Annotated in this window: 15 protein-coding genes; 2 read left to right on the forward strand and 13 right to left on the reverse strand. The window is 68.1% G+C overall.

From position 1 onward, the window contains the following. Window positions 1–31: 31 nt before the first annotated feature. The 10 genes from CFB45_RS36450 to CFB45_RS36495 form a co-directional block, all read right to left on the reverse strand. The gene (locus CFB45_RS36450; protein WP_089429916.1) at window positions 32–2,920 is read right to left on the reverse strand and encodes a glycoside hydrolase family 2 protein; all 2,889 of its coding nucleotides are present in this window, start codon (window positions 2,918–2,920) and stop codon (window positions 32–34) included. 73 nt (window positions 2,921–2,993) lie between these two features. Further along, entirely contained in the window at window positions 2,994–5,678 is a 2,685-nt protein-coding gene (locus CFB45_RS36455) for a glycoside hydrolase domain-containing protein (RefSeq protein ID WP_089429917.1), read from the reverse strand. Window positions 5,679–6,131: 453 nt separating this feature from the next. Further along, complete coding sequence (locus CFB45_RS36460) at window positions 6,132–7,319, reverse strand: beta-propeller fold lactonase family protein (RefSeq protein ID WP_089430149.1); 1,188 nt, start codon at window positions 7,317–7,319, stop codon at window positions 6,132–6,134. A gap of 128 nt (window positions 7,320–7,447) precedes the next feature. Beyond that, window positions 7,448–8,953 (reverse strand): M81 family metallopeptidase, encoded by a 1,506-nt coding sequence (locus CFB45_RS36465; RefSeq protein ID WP_089429918.1) that lies wholly within the window; start codon window positions 8,951–8,953, stop codon window positions 7,448–7,450. Beyond that, window positions 8,950–10,239, reverse strand: coding sequence for a Zn-dependent hydrolase (locus tag CFB45_RS36470; protein ID WP_089429919.1), 1,290 nt, complete (start codon window positions 10,237–10,239; stop codon window positions 8,950–8,952). Before CFB45_RS36470 ends, CFB45_RS36465 begins: the two co-directional genes overlap by 4 nt. A gap of 34 nt (window positions 10,240–10,273) precedes the next feature. Further along, the gene (locus CFB45_RS36475) at window positions 10,274–10,975 is read right to left on the reverse strand and encodes an ABC transporter ATP-binding protein (RefSeq protein WP_089429920.1); all 702 of its coding nucleotides are present in this window, start codon (window positions 10,973–10,975) and stop codon (window positions 10,274–10,276) included. Next, on the reverse strand, window positions 10,972–11,739 hold the full coding sequence (locus CFB45_RS36480) for an ABC transporter ATP-binding protein (protein WP_089429921.1): 768 nt from the start codon (window positions 11,737–11,739) through the stop codon (window positions 10,972–10,974). The genes CFB45_RS36475 and CFB45_RS36480 overlap by 4 nt, the downstream gene beginning before the upstream one ends. Further along, complete coding sequence (locus CFB45_RS36485) at window positions 11,736–12,779, reverse strand: branched-chain amino acid ABC transporter permease (protein WP_089429922.1); 1,044 nt, start codon at window positions 12,777–12,779, stop codon at window positions 11,736–11,738. Before CFB45_RS36485 ends, CFB45_RS36480 begins: the two co-directional genes overlap by 4 nt. Continuing rightward, complete coding sequence (locus tag CFB45_RS36490; protein WP_039355129.1) at window positions 12,776–13,636, reverse strand: branched-chain amino acid ABC transporter permease; 861 nt, start codon at window positions 13,634–13,636, stop codon at window positions 12,776–12,778. The genes CFB45_RS36485 and CFB45_RS36490 overlap by 4 nt, the downstream gene beginning before the upstream one ends. A 69-nt stretch (window positions 13,637–13,705) precedes the next feature. Continuing rightward, complete coding sequence (locus CFB45_RS36495) at window positions 13,706–14,914, reverse strand: ABC transporter substrate-binding protein (protein WP_089429923.1); 1,209 nt, start codon at window positions 14,912–14,914, stop codon at window positions 13,706–13,708. Window positions 14,915–15,142: 228 nt separating this feature from the next. On the opposite strand from CFB45_RS36495, the gene CFB45_RS36500 reads away from it, so the two are divergent. Further along, window positions 15,143–15,997 (forward strand): FadR/GntR family transcriptional regulator, encoded by an 855-nt coding sequence (locus CFB45_RS36500; protein ID WP_089430150.1) that lies wholly within the window; start codon window positions 15,143–15,145, stop codon window positions 15,995–15,997. A 178-nt stretch (window positions 15,998–16,175) separates the two neighbouring features. Here CFB45_RS36500 and CFB45_RS36505 read toward each other — a convergent pair whose 3' ends face one another. Genes CFB45_RS36505 through CFB45_RS36515 form a run of 3 tightly spaced genes read right to left on the reverse strand, consistent with a single transcriptional unit; the run spans window position 16,176 to window position 20,477 of the window. Then, a complete protein-coding gene (locus CFB45_RS36505; protein ID WP_089429924.1) occupies window positions 16,176–17,600 on the reverse strand; it encodes an aldehyde dehydrogenase family protein in 1,425 nt (474 codons plus the stop codon). A gap of 30 nt (window positions 17,601–17,630) precedes the next feature. Next, window positions 17,631–19,028, reverse strand: a complete 1,398-nt coding sequence (locus CFB45_RS36510) for an aspartate aminotransferase family protein (RefSeq protein ID WP_089429925.1) — start codon at window positions 19,026–19,028, stop codon at window positions 17,631–17,633. A gap of 57 nt (window positions 19,029–19,085) precedes the next feature. After that, on the reverse strand, window positions 19,086–20,477 hold the full coding sequence (locus tag CFB45_RS36515; RefSeq protein ID WP_089429926.1) for an APC family permease: 1,392 nt from the start codon (window positions 20,475–20,477) through the stop codon (window positions 19,086–19,088). A 251-nt stretch (window positions 20,478–20,728) separates the two neighbouring features. Here CFB45_RS36515 and CFB45_RS36520 point away from each other — a divergent pair, with 251 nt between their 5' ends. Beyond that, window positions 20,729–21,823 carry an AraC family transcriptional regulator gene (locus CFB45_RS36520; RefSeq protein WP_089429927.1) on the forward strand — a complete coding sequence of 365 codons (1,095 nt, stop codon included), beginning with the start codon at window positions 20,729–20,731 and terminating at the stop codon, window positions 21,821–21,823. The last annotated feature ends 418 nt before the right edge of the window (window positions 21,824–22,241 follow it).

Raw genomic sequence — 22,241 nt, forward strand, 5'->3', positions numbered from 1 at the left:
TTGGCGCGCCCTCACGCAGCACCCACCTGCGTCAGCAGGCCGCGAACGTCGGCACCGCCGGCGCGACCGCCAGCGCGCGCTCGTTGAACACGACCGGCACGCCGCCGAGCCCCAGCCGGCAGTTCGGGCGATCGAGCCGCCACCCGTCGACGCGCAGCGCGACGCGCGACACCGGCGCGCCGCCCGCATGCGGCAGGTCGATCGTGATCTGCCGCTTCCCGCCGGGTATCAGGTTCAGGTAGTTGTCGCTGTAGAACGCCGGCAGCACACGCGCGCCGGTCGACGGATCGAATACCTGCACGTGCGTCATCAGCGCGACGGCGGCGCCGAGGTTCGCGACGTCGACCGTGATGCGCGTCGTCACGTCGTCGGCCTCGGCCGACGATGCGTGGACGGATACGGCCGCACCCGGCATCGTGTCGAGCGACGTGTATGCGTCGTCGCCCCCGTCGCGCTGCCGCCAGTAGACGTTCTCGGCCAGCGCATTGTCGCCCGAATCGGTCAGCGCGAGCGCGACGATGCATACGTCCGATTTCGCGGCGGCCAGCGCCGACGCGAGGTTCGCCACCACGCGATACGACGCCTTCGCGACGCCGCCGACATCCGCGCTCGTCCGGCTGCTCAGCGTGCCATCGAGGTTGTACACGCGCATCTCGACGCGGCCGGTGACGGCCGCCGCCGTGTGATTCGCGATCGTCACGTCGGCCGTGCTCGCATCGAGAATCGCATTGACGCGACGGCACCCGTGGCGCACCGCGAAGAACGACGCGTGCGCCTCGAGATCGTGGCTGTACATCTGCCACACGAAGCTCGGCTGCGCGGGGTTCGTCATCCACATGATCACGCCGGTGGCCGGCGACGTGATCTTCCCGGCCACCGGGCCGATCATCACGGCCGCGTTCGCCTCGTAGATCGAGCGGATGCATTCGTAGTTCATCATCTGCGCCTTGCGCACGAAATCCGCGAGATTCCGGATCGCGCCGTAGCGCAGCGCCGTCATCGCGATGTAGCCGGCGCCGCCCTGCTTGCCGACCGCCGGGTAGTACGCGCCGTTGCCGTTCATGTCGCGATCGGCCCAGAAGTCGTCGGGGCATTCGTACGAGGCCGGCGGCAGCATCGCTTCGACGCATTCGAGCGTCGGGATCGAATGCGAGCCGACTTCGTTGTGAAACGCGACCGACGTCGTGCCGTAGCCGCGGCTGAACGCGGCCTGCGGCGACGCCCAGTTGTACGGGCCGCCTGACGAATAGCCGTTCACCGCGCCGGCGCCCGTATCGCCGGCCGAACTCGTGAGGCACAGGCGCTGCGGGTCCAGCTCGGCAACGAGCGCGTCGAGCCCCTTGACGAGTGCCGGCGGCGGCGCACCTTCGTTGCCGCCGCACCAGAGCAGGATCGACGGTCGATGACGGTGGCGTGCGATCACGTCGCGGATATTGTCGAGATCGCGCGGCACGTTGGCCGGGCCCGACCCGTCTCCTTCGGTCGAGAAGAAGAAATCCTGCCAGACGAGGATCCCGTGGCGGTCGCATGCGTCGAAGAAGTCGTCGCTCGTGCTCTGCCCGTTCCAGTTGCGGATCAGGTTGAGGTTCGCGTCGCGATGGAGCCGCACCTGGTGGAACAGCCGCGCGCGCGGAATGCGCTTCAGCGCTTCGTCGAGCCCCCAGTTGCCGCCCATCACGAGAATCGGCAGGCCGTTGACCGTGATGCTCAACTGCTTGCCCATGCCGATGTCGCGCGCATAGTCGATGCGACGCAGGCCGATGTTCAGCGTGCGCTCGTCCGACAGCAGGCGCCCGACCTTGACGCCGACCGTCACCGCATGAAGAGTCGGTTCGCCGTACCCGTTCGGCCACCACAGGCGCGGTTGCTTGATCGACAACGCCGCGATCTCCGACGACGTGAGCGACACCTTCGTCGTCGTGCCCGACGCGGGAATCGCGATGTCGTGGCTGAACGGCGCGCCGTTGCCGATCGTGCCGACGAGCGTCGCGACGAGATCGGCGCCCGAGCCATTGTCCAGTTCGAGATCGAGCCGCAGCTCGGCGCGCGACAGGTCGGCGGACAGCGTGTGCGCGACGTGGATCGCCGCGATGCGCACCGCGCCGGTCGTGAACCAGGTCACCGGCTGCCAGATGCCGAGCGCGCGATCGGGAATCGTCGGCAGCCAGTCCCAGCCCGCCGAGCAGAAGAACGTCGGCCCGTTCTTCAGCGTGACGCCGGTCGGGCCGCCGTTGCGCCCGCCACGCGTGACGCCGCTCTGGTAGCTCGGCAGCAGCGGCCCTTCGGAGAAATCCAGCTTGACCACGCGCACCGCGAGATTGGCCGCGCCACCCGCCTGCGGCACGAGCCGCGAGATGTCGAACGCGCCCTGCTTGAACGCGCCTTCCAGCCGGCCGACGAGCGCGCCGTTCAGCCAGACCTCGGCGCAGTAGTTGACGCCGCCGAAACGCAGCCACAGCCGCTGCCCCGGCTGCCGCGCCGGCGCCGCGAAGGTCGTCCGGTACCAGTAGTCGGTGTCCTTCAGCGTATCGGGAATGGTGTCGGTGACGATGCGGCCGTAGAACGGATCGGGATACTTGCCGTTGACGATCATGCTGTTCAGCACGGTGCCGGGCACCGTTGCCGGCGCCATGCCCGCCACGCCAGCGGCGCCCGACAGTTGCGCCCCGTCGGCGCCCGGCAGGCTGCTCGCCGATGCGAACGTCCAGTTCGTGGCGAGTTCCTGCGTGGCCAGCAGGCTGCGCGCCGGGTCGTTCGGCACGCCCGGCACGGTCGGTGTGACCGTCGCGGGACCGTCGGCGCCCGGCGTGCCGGCCGTGCCCGCTGCCGGATCGATATCGCCGTTGCAGCCGGCGAGCCAGCTCGTACCGGCGAGTGCTGCGCTGTAAGACAGGAATTTCCGGCGCGATGTCGATTGCATGGTGTCGTTCTCCCGGATGGCGTCGTCTCGACGGGCGCGCAGGGTGGCCCCTGCGCGTCGTGCCCGCTTGGGTTTATCGCGCGCCGGCCTCGCGCATGCGCATCGCCGCTGCCGACCCGCCGGCCGTCATCTGCGTGTAGTCCGCGTTCGGCCCGGACGGCGGCGTCAGGTTGTCGGCAGCCGCCCATTGCGTCGGCGTCGCGGACAGCGCGTAGCTCATCGTGCCGCCATTGGCGATCTTGCCCAGCGGCAGCCACGACCCCGCGTAGTCCGCGCCATTGACCTTCAGCGACTGGACATACGCAAACGACGGGCGCCCCGCGCTGTCCATCGTGACCTGCTTGTCGCTTTCGAGCCGCAACGTCTTGCCGTTGCCGAACCAGACGGTGATCCCGCTGAACTGCGGCGTGGACAGCGCGAGCCCCGCCTCCGACGGAATGACCGGGAACATGCCGAGCGCGGCCCACACGTACCAGCTCGACGTCGCGCCCATGTCGTCGTTGCCCGGCAGCCCGTCGCGGGCCGTCGTGAACGCCTTCGACATGATGATCGGGAGAACGTACTGTGCGCCGCTCGGCTGCCCGGCCCAGTTGTACCCCCACGGCGACTGGAACGACGGTTCGTTGCCGATGTACAGGGTGTTCGACGATTCGCCGCCGTTCAGGCTGCCGGAGGACGGCACGCTCGAGAACGGCGTCGTGATCGCGAACAGGTTGTTCAGCCGCGTGACGGCTGCCTGCTTGCCGCCGATCGCATCGATCAGCGCGCTCCAGTCCTGCGCGAAGGTCCAGAAGTAGTTCGGCTCCGTCGATTCGTGGAACGCGCCCTGCACCAGCGTGCCCAGCGTGCCGGGCGCCGAGCCGGCCGGCGGCGCGTTGCGCGCGGCGATCACCTTGTTCGTGTAGTCGAAGATGTTGCGCCACCACCCGGCCCGCGTGTACAGCGTGCCGATGGTGTCCGGCGTCACGCCGACCGACGGCGCGTTCAGCACGCTGGCGGGCAGCGCCTGCAGGAACGCGGCCGCGGAGCGGTCGCTCAGCACGCGCTCGATGGTCGCCGACGACGAGTGACCGTCATCGCTCTGCGACAGATAGTGGGCCGTCAGGAAATTGGCCAGGCCCTCTGCGCTCGTGCGATCGTTGCAGGCGCTGGACGGATCGAACACCGACTGCTTCGTCAGGCGGGCGGCCGACACCAGGTCGAAATCGTTCGCACCGAACTTGTACGCGCCGGCAATCACGTTCAGCGCGTTGTCGCCCGCCATCGGCGTCGAGTCGTCGCTGCCGTCGACCCAGTGCGGGAACGCGCCGCACTGCAACCCGTCGACGACGAGCGACTGCATCATGTCGCTCGATTCCTTCGGTGCGAGCAGCGCCAGCAGCTGCGCCTGCGACCGGTACGTGTCCCACAGCGAGAAACCCGTGTAGTGGTTGCCCGCGCCGCCCTGCGATCCGTCGGCGCGCCGGAATGCGTAATCACTGACCTTGGCCGTCTCGCGCGGCGGAATGGTGCCGGTCTGGTCGACCGACTTCGGATAGCTGCCATCCGCGTTCCTGGGCTGGCGCATGCTGCGGAATTCGCCGTTCGTGTCGCTGTAGAGCGTCGGCGTGCCGAACACGCGATAGAGCGCGGTGTAGAACTTCGTCAGGTTCGCCTTCTGCGTCGCATTCAGCGATGCGGGCGTCGCGGCCTGGTCGATCTGGATCGTGTTGAGCCGGTCGTTCCACAGGCCGGACGCGTTCTTGCGTGCGTCGTCGAACGCGAGCGTCTCGCCCTCGGCCTTCAGGTTCGCCTGCGCATTCCGGACGCTGACGGACGACACCCCGACTTTCACGGTGACGGTCCGGTCCGCGTCGGTCAGGTCGAACTGCAGCGTCGCCGCGCCGTTGCTGGCGGTATTCACCGCCGAGGTGCCCGCCTGCTTGCGCAGCGGCTTGTCGAAGCTCGCGTAGAAATATACGGGCGCATTCCATACGGTGCCGTACGGCGTGCAGAACGCCGGCGCCACGGCCTGCCCGCTTATCGACTTGCCGTCGCTCGCGAGCGCCAGCGCGACGTTGTTCGCGGTGACCTTCGTGCTGCCCGAATCGCTGTTGCCGTTCAGCCTCGCGTCGATCGAGAAGAAGCCCTTGTCCTTGTTCGTGTACGTGAAGCGCGCGATGCCGGCGCGCGCGGTCGCGCTCAGCTCCGTCACGATGCCGTTCGCGAGACGCACCTTGTAGTACCCGGGCTCGGCCGTCTCATCCGCGTAGCGGTACCCGACGCCGATCGGCCGGCCGCCCGAGGCCACGGGCGTCGCCGCGTCGGTCGGCAGCATCGCGACCGTGCCCTGCCCCGGGCACCCGACACCGCTCAGGTGCGTCACGCTGAAGAAGTCGATCGTGCCGCCCGACCCGCCTGTCGACAGGTAGCCGCCCGAGCCGTTGAAGTCGTAGCGCGGCGTGTTCGGCCCGAAATTCACCATCCCGAACGGCACCATCGCGCCCGGGCTCACGTTGCCCGCGTAGCCGGAATCCGCATTGACCTGCGTGCCGATCAACGGATTGACGAACTGCGTCAACGCCATGTCGGTGCGCTTCGGCGGGGCCGGCTGATCCGGCTGGGAAGGTTGCGACGGCCCCGCCGTCGGCGGGACGGTCGACGGCGTGTCGCCTGCGCCGCTGCTGGCCGTCTGGACACTGTTCACGTCGTCGCCGCCACACGCGGCCAATGCCGCGCAAGCCAGTGCGGCGACGAGCAAGAGTCGTGGATTTTTCATTTCTTCGTTTAGTACCGTTAATTAAAACGATTGATCCGGCGCCGACGATCATCCGGCACGCCGCCCGGCTTGCGGGCCCTGCGCGGCACATCGATGCCGCGCGGCGTGGCGTCGGCTGCCCCCCCAAAACGACGTCACGCTGACTTTCAGATGCGAACACCCGGCGACGATCGTTGCCTCCGCAACCGTCTCCACCACCGCCCTGCCTCCTGGAGCGTCACAGGCTTCCCAGGGGCTTACAGTGCCGCAACGACTGTTTATTCACTACAAGAAGTTTCCCGAATTTTCAGTTTGTTTAACTAAACAATCCGGCGTTAAGTGGCTTTGGGTACAAATTTCCGCCATTGTTGCGTTGCAACGGCGGCGCACAGGGGGGTGCTTTGACGGGCGCCCGGCGAACCCGGGCGCCACATGAACCGGCGGAACGGAACGAATGAATGAATGCCGTGCGCGTCAGCGCGGCAACGTCCTCAGCGAAGAAGGCCCGCCCGTCAGTGCAATCCGCTTGCCCGTATCGTGCAGCTTGCCGCCTTCGACCGAATAGAGCGCCAGTTGCCGTTCGACGTTGAACTGCACGATCACGTGCCGGCTGTCGGCGGTGAACACGATGCCTTGCGCGGCTTCGCCGCCGGGCAACTCGCTCACCTTCACGGCCTGCCCGTTGCGGATCTCGAACAGCAGCACCTTGCCGATCTTGTGGCGGCCCGGGTTGTCGGCCGTCAGGTTCGAGCCGTCCATCGCCTGCACGGCGATCCACTTGCCGTTCGGCGAGATCGCGACGCCTTCCGGCAACGACGGCACCGTCAGGTACTGGACCGTGCGGAACGGCGTGCGCGACACGTCGATCAGCGCGACGGTATCGGCGTCGCCCGCCAGCGTGCCCGTATAGCCCGGCAGCCCCGCGAGCCCGACGTTGCTGACGACGGCCCAGCGGTTGTCGCTCGACACGTCGATCGTGTAAGGCGCGACGCCGGTGCTCAGGCGCGACCCGCTGTCGGTCACCTTGCCGTCGTCGACGTTCAGCACCGCGATGCCCTGCTCGTCGCGCAGCGACACGAGCGCATGCTTGCCGTCATGGGTGAAGCTGATCCCCGCCAGCCGCTTCTTGCCGATCTTCAGGTTGCCGTCGAGCGTCACGTTCGTGCCGTCGATACGCAGGATCGACACGCTGCCGTCGACGTTCGCGACGAGCGCGAGCTTGCCCGAGCGGTCGATCGCGATGCCTTGCGGATGCGTGCCGAGCTCGATGCGCGTGATCGACGGCGGCGCGGCGTCGAGATTCACGACCTGCAGGAACGTGTCGAACACGAGCTGCTTCGCGGCCGTGTCGTAGCGCGTCGGCGCGCCGACGAGCGCGAGCTTCGCGTCCGGCGTGATCGCGACGGCCTGCGGCGGCCCCTGGATGCCGTTCTCGACGTCGACCTGCAGCGCGACCTTCGGCGGGAACGTGCTGGCGTCGAGCAGCGTCAGCGTGTCGGCGGGCGGCGAAGCCAGATAGGTGTCGCGGCCCTCGACGCGCTGGTACTTGCCGTCGTTGCCGGACACGATCCAGTCGGCGGCGTGGGCGGCAACGGCCGTCGTGGCGAGGGTCAGTGCGGCGAGCAGGCGCGCACTGCGCGGGCGAAAAGGATTCGAATGCATGTCGGTCGATTCTCCGGATCGGTTGCGGACACAATGGATGGCATCGACCCTGCTGCTCGACGGGTCGGTGCCATCGCATGATGCCCGAAAGCCGGCAAATCCGGCGTTTTGCGCCCGGTCGGTTTCCGTCACGCCGTCCCGCGCGCGCCGGACGACGACCATTCGCCCACCACGTCGAGCGGATACACGGGCCGCGCCAGCCGCTCGTATTGGAACAGCCCGTAGTCCGACCCCGTCACGCCGCGGCTGTCGCATTCGACCAGCGCGGCTGCGATCGGCACGAACACCGGCCGGCAATACATCCGCGACTTCAGCAGCAGGAAGCGCGCGCGGCGTGGATCGACGCCGACGCTCTCGAACACGCCGAGATCCCACGGCTCCTGGGTCCGCTCGGTGATGACCAGCGTGGCCGCGCCGATGTCGAGCACGGCCGTGCGGCCCATGTACGCACGCTGGCCCGTGTAAGTGGGCCCCGTGATCACGTATTCGCCGTCGGTGAGCGCACGCACGATGCCGGTCGCGCGGAACGGCTCGCGCCGCACGCCGCCGTGCGACGGCAGGCGGTTGCCCACCGATACCGTGACGGTCGCGCCGACACCCGCGTCGATCAGCGCTGCGACGGCCTGCGGGTCGCACAACGGCCCGCTGACGATACCGTCGAGCCCGTGCGCGAGCGCGGCCTCGAGCAGGTCCATCGTGTCGCACGGGCCGCCCGACATGCAGTTGTCGCCGTGATCGAGCATCAGCACCGGGCGATCCGCGCCGTGCGCGAGCGTCGCGGCCTGCGCAACCGATTCAGCGAGCGGCGCGCTGCGATAGACGAAATCGTCGCGCGCGTCCCAGATCTGCCGCGCGATGCGCTCGGCCACCGCGTCGGCGGCGGCCCGGTCGCCATCGGCCACCACCACCACGCTGATGCACGGCGCGGGAATGTCCGCGAGCGAGAAGCCGGGCAGCACCGAAACCGCGAGCATCCCGTCGGCCTCGGCGGCGCGCGCGGCCTCCACCGCGCGCCGCATTGCGCCTTCCGCGCTCGCACTGAGCAGCGTCGATGCCATCAGCGGCGGCTGCCGCCACGCGAGCACGGGCCGCGCGCGGCCGTGCAACCGGTCGAGCAGCACGCGCGCCGCATGCTCGCCCGTCTCGTACATATCGACGTGCGGGTAAGTCTTGAAGCTGACGATCACGTCCGCGTGATCGATCATCTTCTGCGTGACGTTCGCATGCAGGTCGAGCGCGACCGCGATCGGCGCGTTGGGCAGCGCCGCGCGCACACGCGCGAGCAGGTCGCCCTCGCCGTCCGCGCTCTGCTCGGCGACCATCGCGCCGTGCAGGTCGAGCATCACCGCGTCGCAGCCGGGCGCGGCCGCGACGATCGCGTCGCAGATCGCCGCATACGCGTCGGCCGCGACCGGCCCGCTCGGGTTCGCGGCCGCCGATACGGGCGTCACGATGTCGGCGCCTTCACGTTCGGCCGCGTCGAGGAACGCGGCCATCGCGGTGCGCATCCCGCGATTCGCGCGATAGGCGTCGTCGCCCCAGTCCGGGCCGTTGCGGCCGAACGCGGCAAGCGGCGTCGGCACCGGCGAGAACGTGTTGGTCTCGTGGTTCATCCGTGCGATCAGGATTTTCATCGTGCGCGGCCCTCCGCGATCCCGGCAGCGCCGAGCATCGCGTGCAGCAACACGTTGCAGCCGGCCTCCAGATGCGCGGGATCGGCCTCCTCGATCTCGTTGTGGCTGATCCCGTCTTTGCACGGCACGAAGATCATCGCGGTCGGCGCCACGCGCGCGAGATACACGGCGTCGTGGCCCGCCCCGCTGATCACGTTCATCGACGACAGCCCGAGCGCACGCGCGCCCGCACGCACCTGCTCGACCAGCGTCGCGTCGAACGGCTGCGGCGGGAAGTACACGACCTGCTCGACGTCGATTGGCATGCCGGCCGCTGCGCCCAGGTCGGCGCACGCCGCACGCAGCTCGGCATCCATCGTCGCAAGCGTCGCATCGTCGGCTGCGCGCAGGTCGACGGTCAGCGTCACGCGGCCCGGAATCACGTTGCGTGAGTTCGGATGCACGTCGACCCAGCCGACCGTGCCGCGCCCATGCGGCGGATGCGCGCACGCGATGTCGTTCACCTTGCGCACCAGATCGGACGCGACGAGCAGCGCGTCACGCCGCAGCGCCATCGGCGTCGGGCCCGCGTGCGCCTCCATGCCGTGCACGGTCACGTCATACCAGCGCTGCCCGAGCGCACCCTCGACCACGCCGATCGTCGTGTCGTGCGCCTCCAGCACCGGGCCCTGCTCGATATGCGCTTCGAAATACGCGCCGACCGGATGCGCGCCGCGCCCGTCGTTCGCATCGCCCGCATAGCCGATCGCGGCCAGCGCGTCGCGCACCGACACGCCGTCGCGGTCGCATTGAGCGAGCGCATGGTCGAGCGTGAACGCGCCCGCGAACACGCCGGAACCCATCATCACGGGCACGAAGCGCGACCCTTCCTCGTTGGTCCACACCGCGACCTCGAGCGGCGCCCGCGTGCGCACGCCCGCATCGTCAAGCGTGCGCAGCACTTCGAGGCCCGCGAGCACGCCGTAGTTGCCGTCGAACTTGCCGCCGGTCGGCTGCGTGTCGATATGGCTGCCCGTCGTCACGGGCGGCAGGTCGTCGCGTTCGCCCGCGCGCCGCGCGAAGATGTTGCCGATCGCGTCGACGCGCACCGTGCAGCCGATTTCCTTCGCCCACGCGGCGAACAGGTCGCGCGCCTCGCGATCGAGTTCGGTGAGCGCGAGGCGGCACACGCCCCCTTTGTCGGTCGCGCCGATCCGCGCGAGACGCATCAGGCTGTCCCACAGCCGCGCGCCGTCGACGCGCAAGCCGGACGCCGCGACGCCCGGTGTCGAATCCTGAACTTGCATCGATGGAATTCCTCGCAATGAAAGGACGCGGCGCTTACGCGACACCGACGCCCAGGTAACGGTCCTTCACCTCGTGATCGGCCGCGAACGCCGCGTTGCTGCCTTCGTAGACGATCACGCCCTGTTCGATCACGAAGTGGCGGTCGGCGAGCTGCGTGCACACTTCGAGGTTCTGTTCGACGAGCAGGATCGCCACGCCGGCCGCCTTGATCCGCTTCAGCTGCTCCACGATCTCCTCGACGATCACCGGCGCGAGCCCTTCCACCGGCTCGTCGAGCATCAGCAGCCGCGGGTGGTTCATCAGCGCGCGGCCGATCGCGAGCATCTGCTGCTCGCCGCCCGACAACTGCGCGCCGCCGTTGCGGCGGCGCTCCTTCAGGCGCGGGAAGATCCGGTAGATGTCGTCGAGCTGCCACGGTGAATCGCGGCGCGCACCGAGCCGCAGGTTCTCCTCGACCGACAGCAGGCGGAAAATCCCGCGATGCTCCGGCACGAAGCACAGGCCGCGCGCGGCGATCCGGTGCGCCGGCTGCCCGGACACCGGCCGGCCCGCGAACGTCACCGTGCCGCCGGTCGGCGCGACGACGCCCGCGATCGTCTTGAGCGTCGTCGACTTGCCCGCGCCGTTGCGGCCGAGCAGCGTCACCGTCTCGCCTTCGTCCACGTTCAGCGAAATGCCCTGCAGGATGTGGCTCTTGCCGTAGCAGGCGTGAACGTCCTTCACGTCGAGCATCATGCGCGGCCTCCCGTGATCATGTTGCCGAGATACGCGCTGCGCACGCGCTCATCGCCGCGAATCGCGTCCGGCTTGCCTTCGACCAGCACGCGGCCCTGCTGCATCACCGTAATCGTGTCCGAGATGTCCATCACGATGCCCATGTTGTGTTCGATCAGCACGACCGTGTAGTCGTCTCGCAGGCCGCGGATCAGTGCCTTCATGTCGTCGAGATCGTCGATCCCCATGCCCGACGTCGGCTCGTCGAGAAAGATCGCGCGCGGTCGCGCCGCCAGCGCCATCCCGACCTCGAGCCGGCGCTGCTGGCCGTGCGACAGCACGCCCGCCGCCGTATCGGCGAAACGCTGCAGGCCGAGCCGCTCGAGCACGTCGTCGACGATGCCGTCGTGCGCGAGCGCACCGCGCGGCGCCGCCCACGGATTCAGCGCGCGCCGCGCTTCGACGCCCTGCGCGGCGACGCGCAGGTTCTCGCGCACGCTCAGGTTCGGAAACAGGCTCGTCACCTGGAACGAGCGCGCGATGCCGCGCCGCACGCGCTTGTGATCGGGTTCGCGCGACACGTCGTGACCGTCGAACAGGATCGAGCCCGACGTGATCGGCAGCGTGCCCGTCAACGTATGGAACAGTGTCGTCTTGCCGGCGCCGTTCGGCCCGATCACCGAATGCACGGTGCGCGGCATGATCCGCAGGTCGACGCCGCCCAGCGCCGTGAACTTGCCGTAGCGCTTGACGATGCCGCGCGCCTCGAGAATCGCTTCGCTCATTGCTGCTCCCCGGTCGTCGTCGCCGTCCGTGCGCCGCGCCGCAGCGACGCCGCGACGCGTTCACCCAATCCCCACAACCCGCGCTGCATGAACAGGCTGACCGCGATCAGCACGAGGCCGAGCAGCAGCAGCCAGCGCGGCCACAGCGTCGACAGCCAGTCCGCGAACAGCACATAGAACGCCGCGCCGAGCACCGACGCGAACAGGTTGCCCGTGCCGCCGATCACCGTCATCACGAGGATCATCTCGCTCGTGTGATAGTCGATGTTCGACAGCGGCGCGATGCCCGTCATCAACGCGTGCAGCGCACCGGCGAAACCCGTGACCGCACCCGACAGCACGAACGCCGCGAGCTTGAAGCGCTTCACGTCGTAGCCGGCCGCCGCCGCGCGCGCCTCGTTGTCGCGGATCGCGAGCAGCGTACGGCCGAACACGGAGCGAGACACGCGCAACAACAGCCAGAACACCGCGACGAACAGCACCGCGACGAAGCCGTAGTAGCGCCACGGTGAATCGAGCGAGACGAGCGGATGCCCGAACAGGGACAGCGCGGGGCGCGGGATGTCGAGCAGCCCGTTGTCGCCACCCGTGAGGTCCGGCGTCGTATAGGCGAGAAAGTAGAACAGCTGCCCGAACGCGAGCGTCAGCATCACGAAATAAGTGCCGCGCTGCCGGATCGAGAACCAGCCGACGAGCGCGGCCGCGACGGCACCGAGCACGGTGGCGGCCACCAGCGCGGCAGTCACCGATGCGACGCCGTGCGTCAGCACCAGCCCCGCCGCGTAGCTGCCGAGCCCGAAGAAGATGCCCTGCCCGAACGACAGCAGCCCCGTGTAGCCGAGCAGCAGGTTGCAGCCGAGCGCGGCGAGCGCGAACACCAGCACCTCGGTCGCGAGCGAGCCCGAGCTCAGCGCAACCGGCAGCGCGCACACGACGGCCACCGCGAGCCAGCCTTCCGGCCGCTGCCATGCGCCGCGCCACGGCCGCGGGCGTGACGAGGCCGCCGTCCCGGGCGGCAGCGGTTTCGACGATTCGATCATGCGGCCCTCCCCAGCAACCCGTTCGGACGCAACAGCAGCACGGCCGCCATCGCGACATAGATCATCAGCCTCGCCCCTTCCGGCCACAGCGTGCTCATCAGGCTCTGCACGATGCCGACCAGCAGCCCGCCGACCAGCGCCCCGAGAAAATTCCCCATCCCGCCGACGACGACCACGACGAACGCGACACCGAGCGCCTCGATGCCCATGAACGGGTCGACGCCGCGGATCGGTGCGGCGAGCACGCCCGCGAGCGCGGCCGTCGCCGCGCCGAGCGCGAACACGAGGCTGAACACGCGCGTCACGTTGATGCCGAGCAGCGACACCATCTCCGACGATTCGCTGCCCGCGCGCACCGTGCTGCCAAGCCGCGTGCCTTCGAGCACCCACCACAGCAGCGCGGCGAGCACGGCCGTGAACGCGATCACGAACAGCCGGTATTTCGGGTAGACGAAGCCGCCCCAGATCACGACGCCGTTCAGCGCGTCGGGTGGCGGCACGTTGTCGCCGAGCGGGCCCCACGCGAGGATCGCGCACTCCTGCAGCACGAGCGCGAGCCCGACCGTCGCGAGGATGTGGAATTCGTGCTGCTGCGCGTACACATGACGCAGCACGAGCTTTTCGACGCTCCACGCGAACGCGCCGACGACGAGCGGCACGACCGCGAGCGCGACCCAGAAATTCGCCGACCATTGCAGCGCCTGGTAGCAGAGATACGCACCGAGCAGGTAGAACGCACCGTGAGCGAAGTTCACGAAGCGCAGCAGGCCGAACACGATCGACAGGCCGACGGCGAGCAGGAAATACAGCATGCCCACGCCGATGCCGTTGACGATCTGCAGCAGATAGACGTTCATGGCTTCCGTGTCAGAAAGGAAGGTAACGGACGTCCGCGGCGCGCGACGGCCGCGGACGCATGCACTGCGTCACGCGAGCTTGCAGCTCGTCTTGTCGACCGGCAGGAACGACTGGCCCGAACTGACGATGTCGGCGTAGTCGTCCGCGTTCTTCATCCGGCTCTTCGGCTTGCCCTTCAGCAGGTAGTAGTTCTTCAGCACCTGGTGATCGCCCTTGCGGATTTCCTCCGGGCCCGTGAGGCCGTCGTACTTCATGCCCTCCATCGCCGCGACCACCTTCTTCGGATCGGCGCTGCCGGCCTTCACCATCGCGTCGACCAGGATCTTCGAGCAGATGTAGGAACCCGCGAGGCTGTAGTTCGGGTTCGCCTTGAACGTGGCGTTCGCGCGCTTCACGAGGTCGCGGTTCAGCGGCGAATCGATGCCGTGCCAGTACTGCGCGCCGAAATACACGCCGTCGCAGATGTCGGGCCCGAGCGCCTCGAACTGCTCGAGGCCCGATGCCCACGCGAGCAGGATCGTGCAGTTGCGCTTCATCCCGAAGCTGACGGCCTGGCGCAGCGTGTCCGACGACTGCGAGCCGAAGTTCAGGATCAGCAGCACGTCCGGCTGCGCAGCCGCCGCATTCGTCAGGTAGCCGCTGAACTCCTTCTCGGCGAGCGAGTGGTAGCTGTTGCCGACATGCTCGATGCCCTTTTCCTTGAAGATCGCCTTCGCGGCCGACAGCAGGCCCTCGCCGAACACGTATTGCGGCGTGATCGTGTACCAGCGCTTCGCCTTCGGCAGCATCTGGGTCAACGGGCGCACCGTCTGCTCGATCGCGCCGAAGGTCGGCACCGACCAGCGGAACGTCGCGGCATTGCAATCCTTGCCGGTGATCTCGTCCGCGCCGGCCGTCGTGATGAACACGCCGCCCGCCTTCTGGACTTCCTTGCCCATCGCCAGCGACTCGGACGACAGGATGCCGCCCGCGAAGAAACGCACGCCCTTCTGCTGCGCGATCTCCTGCACGCGCCGCACGGCGGTCGCGGGCTTGCCCTCGGTGTCGAGCGCCGTGTAGGCGAGCGGCGCGCCAAGCACCTTGCCGTATTGCTGGACGATGAGCTGCATGCCGAGATCGGCGTACTTGCCGTTGGCCGCGAACGGCCCCGACATCGGCACCGGGCATGCGAGCTGGATGGACGAACCCTGCGCGAACGCGGCGCGGGACGACATGCTGCCGAGCGCACCCGGCGCGGCCGACAGCGCGGCCAGTTTCAACAGTTCTCGGCGATTCAAGTTGACGCTCCTGATAAAGGGGGACACACGCGATGCGACCGACTGCCAAACCGTGCCCACGCCCTGCAGGATGCGCGCCGCCGGTTGATCCTATTTATCATGATAAATAGAATGAACCTGATGCTAGAGTTGATCAAAATTGGTGTCAATCAGGCAAAATTCCGTACCCGCGCCGGAACGGATCGTCGACGATGACGCGGCGCGCAGTCAGACAAAGGAGTCGTGAAGATGGTCATGGACCGAGCCAGGGCGGGCCTCGCGGTCGAAATCAAGCAGCCGAAGCGGGCCGACCTCGTCGCCGAGGAGATCAAGCGGCTGATCACCGAGAAGGACCTGAAGCCGGGCGATCGCCTGCCGCGCGAAGCCGAGCTGCAGCAGCTCTATGCGGTGAGCAAGAGCACGATCCGCGAGGCGCTGAAGTCGCTCGAGGTGCAAGGGCTGATCAAGGTCACCACGGGGCCGTCCGGCGGCGGGATGGTCGTCGAGGTGCCGCTCGACCGCACGTTGCAGCTGCTGCAGAACTACCTGTTCTTCAAAGACGTGACGATCGACGACATCTACACCGTGCGCAAGCTGCTCGAACCCGAGCTGGCGGCCGGTGCCGTGCCGCATCTGGGCGAGCGCGACTTCGCGGCGCTGGAGGCGAACATCGCGTGCTGCGACGGCGCGTCGGGCGTGCACGACCGCGGGCACATGCTGCGCCAGCGCCAGGAGGACACGACGTTCCACGACATCCTCGCGGCCGCGAACCCGAACCCGTTCCTGCGCTTCAGCTGCGAGCTGATCAACGAGATGATCCGTCAGCTGATCGAGTTCCGGAACGATACGCCGCTCGTGGAGCACAAGCGCTTCGGCGAAGCGAACGTGTCGATCCACAAGGCGATCCTGCAGGCCGCGCGCGAGCGCGACGCCGAGCGCGTCCGGGCGCTGATGGTCGAGCACATGACCGAGGCGCCCAAGCATGTGAAGCGGATGAAGGGCAAGCTGCGCGGGCGGTTGATCCTCGATTCCGAGATCCGCCGGCGGGCCGCCGCGCCCGTTGCGGGATCCGATGCGGGCGCAACGGATCCCGACGAGGACTGACTGCCGGCGAGCGCGGCGTCGGCGCGACGCCGCGTGCTCCGCAGCGCACGGGAAGTATCAGCCACGCGGTCACTGCCGACGCCGTGCGTGGCCGTGGCGGCCGGCCGCCGCGAGCGGCGCAGGCAATCGCGCACGCGCGCCGCGATTCACCCGGGCGGGCGCCGCATCGTGCGGACGCTCACGCGTACCCCGTCGTGCCCTTCGTCTCCAGATACTCGACGAGGCCGAACTCCGCATACTCGCGGCCGTTGCCCGAGCGCTTGTAGCCGCCGAACGGCGCGGCCGGATTCCATGCCGGGTAGTTGATGTGGACGTTGCCGACCCGCAACCGCGCCGCCACCCTGCGCGCACGCTCGATATCCTTCGACTGCACGTAGGCCGCGAGCCCGTAGACCGAATCGTTCGCGAGCGCGACGGCTTCTTCTTCGGTCCGGTAGGCCATGATCGACAGTACCGGCCCGAAGATTTCCTCGGTCGCGATCGTCATGTCGGGCGTGACGTTCGAGAATACCGTCGGCCGCACATAGAACCCTTCACCGAGCCCGTCAGGCCGCCCCGGCCCGCCGGCGACGAGCGTCGCGCCTTCTTCGATCCCGAGCCGGATGAAGTGCTGGATGCGGTCGAACTGCGTGCGGCTGACCACCGGCCCGATACCGGTTTCCGTCGAACGCGGATCGCCGACGACCGTGCGCTCCGCCTCCCGCCGCGCGGCCTGCTCGGCCAGCGCCAGATGATCGGCGTGCACGAGCATGCGCGTCGGCGCATTGCACGACTGGCCGCTGTTGCTGAAGCAGCTGCGCACGCCCCGCGTGACCGCATCCTCAATGTCGGCATCGGGCAGGATCAGGTTCGGGCTCTTGCTGCCGAGTTCCTGGTGCACGCGCTTCACGGTATCGGCGGCGGCCTTCGCGACCTCGACACCGGCGCGCGTCGAGCCCGTGAACGACACCATGTCGACATCCGGATGCCGCGACAGCGCGTCGCCCACTTCGTGCCCGTAGCCGTGCACGAGGTTGAACACGCCGGGCGGCACGCCGGCTTCGTGCAGGATCTCCGCGAACAGGATCGCGCTGAACGGCGCGATCTCGCTCGGCTTGAGCACCATCGTGCAGCCGGCCGCGAGCGCCGGCGCGACCTTGCACACGATCTGGTTGATCGGCCAGTTCCACGGCGTGATCAGCGCGCACACGCCGATCGGCTCGTGCGACACCAGCAGCGAATCGGTCTGCGTGCTGAAGCGAAACGACTGCAACGCACGGATCGTCTGTTCGAGGTGCGCGGTGCCGACGGCCGCCTGCATCGCGCGCGCGAATGCGATCGGCGCACCCATCTCCTGGCTGATCGTCCGCGCAACCTCCTCGTAGCGGCGCTGGTAAATGTCGAGCACGCGCCGCAGCAGCGCGACGCGCTCGTCCACCGGCCAGCGCGAATACGTGTCGAAAGCCTGCTTCGCCGCGCCGACCGCGCGATCGACGTCGGCCGCATCGCCGATCCTGAGCTGCGCATACGGCCGCGCCGTGCTCGGATCGATCACGTCGATCGATCGTGCGTCAGCCGGATCGAGCCACTGGCCGTCGATGTAGGACTGTTGTGTCGTTCTCATCGAATGCTCCTGAAATGAAGGACGCCGCGCTCAGCGCGTCGCCCGTGCATAGGTGTCGACGAGGATGTCGCGGATCTTCGCGACGAACCACACGATCTCGTCGCGCGACATCACGAGCGGCGGCGAGAACTGCACGATCGGCGTGCCTTCGTGATCGACGCCCGCGCGGCACAGCAGCCCTGCGTCGAAGATCGCGGGCGCGAGCAGCGTCGACACGAACGCCTGCGCGCTGATGCCGGCCGCCCAGCAGCGCGCGGCCTTGTCGGTCACGAGTTCGAGCGAATAGTGATAGCCGTCGCCGCGCACGTCGCCGACGCACGGCAGTTCGAGCAGGCCGTCGAGCGTCTGGCGGAACACCGCTTCGTTGCTGCGGACGTTCTCGAGCACGCCTTCGCGCTCCATGATCGCGAGGTTCGCGAGCGCGGCCGTGCACGCGACCGGGTGGCCGCCGTAGGTCGCGCCGTGCAGGAACATCTGCTGCGGGCCGTCGAGCACCGTGTCGACCACCGCGTCGCTCGCGATCACGCCGCCGAGCGGCACGTAGCCCGACGCGATGCCTTTCGCGAACGTGATGATGTCCGGCTTCAGCCCGTAGCGCGCGGAGCCGAAATATTCGCCGAGCCGGCCGAACCCGCAGATCACTTCGTCGGCGACGAGCAGCACGCCGTGCCGGTCGCAGATGTCGCGCAACCCGGCCGCATAGCCGGCCGGCGGCGTCAGGCTGCCGCCCGCGTTCTGCAGCGGCTCGACGACGATCGCGGCGACGGTATCCGGCCCTTCCTGCACGATCAGCGATTCGATCTCGTCGAGCAGGTGGCGCGTGAACTGCGCTTCCGTCTCGCCCGCCGGGCGGCCGTAGCGCTTCGTGTTGCCCACGTGCCGCACGCCCGACATCAGCGGCTCGAAATGCTTGCGGAAGTTCGTCATCCCGTTCAGCGCGAGCGCGCCGAACGACGTGCCGTGATACGCGACGCGCCGCGCGATGAACTTGCGCCGCTGCGGCTCGCCGCGCGCCTGGTGATACTGGCGCACCAGCTTGATCGCCGATTCGTTCGACTCCGAGCCGCTCGACGTGAAGAACACGCGGTTCAGCCCGTCGGGCGCGAGCGCCGCGAGCTTGTGCGCGAGCTTGATCGCCGGCTCGTGGCCGACACCCCAGTTGGTCGCGAAGGGCAGCCGCACCATCTGCTCGCGGATCGCGTCGCCGATTTCCGCGCCGTGGCTGTAGCCGACCTGCACGCAGTACAGCCCGGCCAGCCCGTCGAAGTAGCGCTTGCCGTTGCGGTCGACGAGCCAGCAGCCCTCGCCGCGGTCGAACACGGTGAGCGCGTGGTCGCGATACGCATCGGCGTGCGTGAAATGCATCAGCAGGTGGCGTTTGCCGATGGCCTGCAGGTCCGCATCGAGATTGACGTCAACAGCGTTCATGGATGATTCCTCCTTCAGGGTTTCAGAGCCGGCGGCCGGCAGTCGGCCACCGGTCATTCAATTCATCGACAGCGTCGGCGCCGGGCGCGTGAAGCCGCGCGTGAGCCACACGAGCTGGCAGAGTCCGAGCACGAGCCAGCCGGTGCCGACGTAGAACGTCTGGCGCGACAGGCCCGACCAGAGCCACACGTTCATCGCGAAGCCGATCGCCGGCATCACGCCGAACGTGATCCAGCCCGCGAAGCGGCGATGCTCGGGCCGGCACAGATAGCTGCGCATCACGCACAGGTTCACCACCGCGAACGCGACGAGCGCACCGAAGCTGATCATCGTCGACGCGAGATCGAGCGTGATGAACAGCGCGGACAGCGACACGATGCCGACCGCGAGCGTCGCGCGCACCGGCGTGTGCAACCGCGCATGCAGGTGGCCGAAGACGCGTTCGGGCAGCACGCGGTCGCGGCCCATCGCGAACAGCACGCGCGTCACGCTCGCCTGGCCCGCCATCGCGCTCGCGAAACAGCCGGCCACGTACACCGCGACGAAGAACGCCGACAGCGTGCCGCCGCCGATGCGCCGCATCAGGTCGAGGCTGGCCGAATCGAGATCCTTGAATGCGTGCCAGTCGGGAAACACCACTTGCCCGACGTACGCGACCAGCATGAACAGCACGCCGCTCACCAGCGTGCAGAGCAGGATCGCGCGCGGCACCGTGCGCTTCGGCTCGCGCGTTTCCTCCGACAGCGTGGTGACCGCGTCGAAGCCGAGGAACGACAGGCACAGGATCGCTGAGCCGGCGAAGATCGCCCGCGCATCGCCCGACGACGGCAGCGCGACGGCCATCGACAGCCCTTCGCCCGACGCGACCCGCGCGGAAGCGATGAAGAAGATCGCGATGAACACGAGCTGGCTCGCGATCAGGATCAGGTTCACGCGATTGACGAGCCGGATGCCGACGATGTTCAGCCCGGTGATCAGCACGATGCTGCCGACGATCCACACGCCGGCCGGCACGCCCGGGAAAATCTGTTTCATGTAAATGCCGATCGCGAGGTAGCTGATCATCGGGATGAACAGGTAGTCCATCAGCAACGCCCAGCCGACCATGAAGCCGGCCGACGTGCCGAAGTTGCGGCTCGCGAACGTATAGGCGGAACCGGCGCTCGGCATCAGCCGTGCCATGTGGCCGTAGCTGCGCGCGGTGAACAGCATCGCCACCAGCGTGACCGCATACGCGGCGGTCAGGTGCCCGTTCGTCTCGCTCGTGACGATCCCGTAAGTCGTGAACACCGTCATCGGCAGCATGTACGCGAGGCCGAAGATCACCAGCGTCGCGAGCCCGAGCAGGTGCGGCTTGCGGTGTTGGTCCGCGTCGCCTCGCATCGCGTGCGCGCCGACGTCATGCATCGCGGCGGCTGATGCGTATCGACCTGGGCTGTCGTTGTCCATGCTGTCCTCACGTGGGTGGCGTTCACGGCTTCAACACTCGTTCGCCCGGCACGGCCGGCGGCGCACGACTGGGAGAAAGTGTGGTGCGCCAAAAAATCCGCCACGAATGAGAAAAGCGGACGTAATCAGGGGATATTTCCGGACACACCGCCGTGCGTCGCGCCGGCGAGCCATGCATGCTGCTGTGCGGCACTGGCGTTTTGCGGACATTCCGGCTATGTTCTACGCGACCCCGTCGCCCCTTCAGCACCATGAACAGTCGCCCCCATCCAGACCAGAGCCGGGCCGAGCGCAGCCTGCGCTCGTCGCTCGGCCTCGCACGCCCGGCCGGGCGCCAGGAGGACATTCCTGCCACCGTCCACGCGATCGCGGTCGCGCTGGACGAGTGCCGCGTGCGGCATATCGACGGCGCCGCGCTGCTCGAAGGCACGGGGCTCGGCGCGGACGAAGTCGCGTCGCCGAACCTGCACGTGAATCGCGGCCAGGAGCAGCGCTGCTTCCACAACCTGCTGCAGTGCAGCGGCGTGCCGTCGATCGGTCTGTCGATCGGCGCGCGGCTGCACGTGTCGACGCTCGGCCTCGCCGGCTACGCGATGCTGATCAGCGGATCGGTGATGCAGGCGTTCCGGTGCATGGCCCAGTTTCCGCTGTTCATGGGGTTGTATTTCGATGTACGTATCGATGCGCACGCGGATGGCATGAGCGTGACGATCAGCCGCTACAACGGCGAACCCGATCTCGAGGTGTTCCAGGTCGACATGTGCCTGTCCAGCCTGCGGCTGATCGTGTCCGATCTCGTCGGCAAGCCGGTCTGGCCCGAGCAGGTTCAGCTCGCGCGCCGCACGCCGCGCAATGCGGCCGACTACACGCGCCACTTCGGCTGCAAGGTCGTGTTCAATGCGGGCGACAACCGTCTCGTGTTCACGTCGGTGAACGGCACCGAGACGCCGCTGCTCGCGAACGAAGTCAGCTTCAACGCGTTGCATGGCCAGTGCGAGGCGCTCGAACGGCAGTGGGCCGCGTCGGTCGGCACGCGCTTCGCCGATCGCGCGAGGGAGTTGATGGCGCGCGACCTCGCGCGCTTCAAGTCGATGACGTCGCTCGCGGATGCACTGCACCTGACGGAGCGCACGCTGCGCCGGCGGCTCGACAAGGACGGTCTCACGTTTCAGTCGCTCCTCGACGACGTGCGCCGCGACGAAGCAGTGCGGATGCTCGACGATCCCGAGCTGACGGTCGCGGCCATCGCCGAACGTCTCGGCTACAGCGAGCCGCGCAGTTTCCGTCACGCGTATCGACGCTGGACCGGCAGGGCACCGCGCGCCGATCAGGACGGCAGCGAATAGGCCGGGCGCGCGTGGAGACATGGTGGTGCGTGACGGTCGGGCACGACGCTGGGGCGCTCGCGAAACCCGCTTCAAGTCGACGGCCTCGTCAATCGATTCGGAATTCGAATCATTTTTCAAACACCTGATCCTTCCCCGTTTCATCGCCACCGCACGATCGTCGGCACGCAATCCCGATCGCTCCCCAAGGTAGACGCGATCATTCGATTACTCTATACTCAGCCCAACTTCATCACAAAATGCATGATCTCGTGTGCAACGTGATGTCATTTCGCAATTCGTTGCGCATGCATCCGTTTCGCCACGTCAAGGGGGCCTCCGGCTCCAGCGGCAGGTGTCACGCCCGCCGCATCCATGCCGTCCTCACGGGGCGGTGCCCTGCTCGAACGCGCCTCGCCATGACGGCGCCGCCGGGCTG

The sequence above is a fragment of the Burkholderia sp. HI2500 genome (assembly GCF_002223055.1).
GTDB lineage: Bacteria > Pseudomonadota > Gammaproteobacteria > Burkholderiales > Burkholderiaceae > Burkholderia.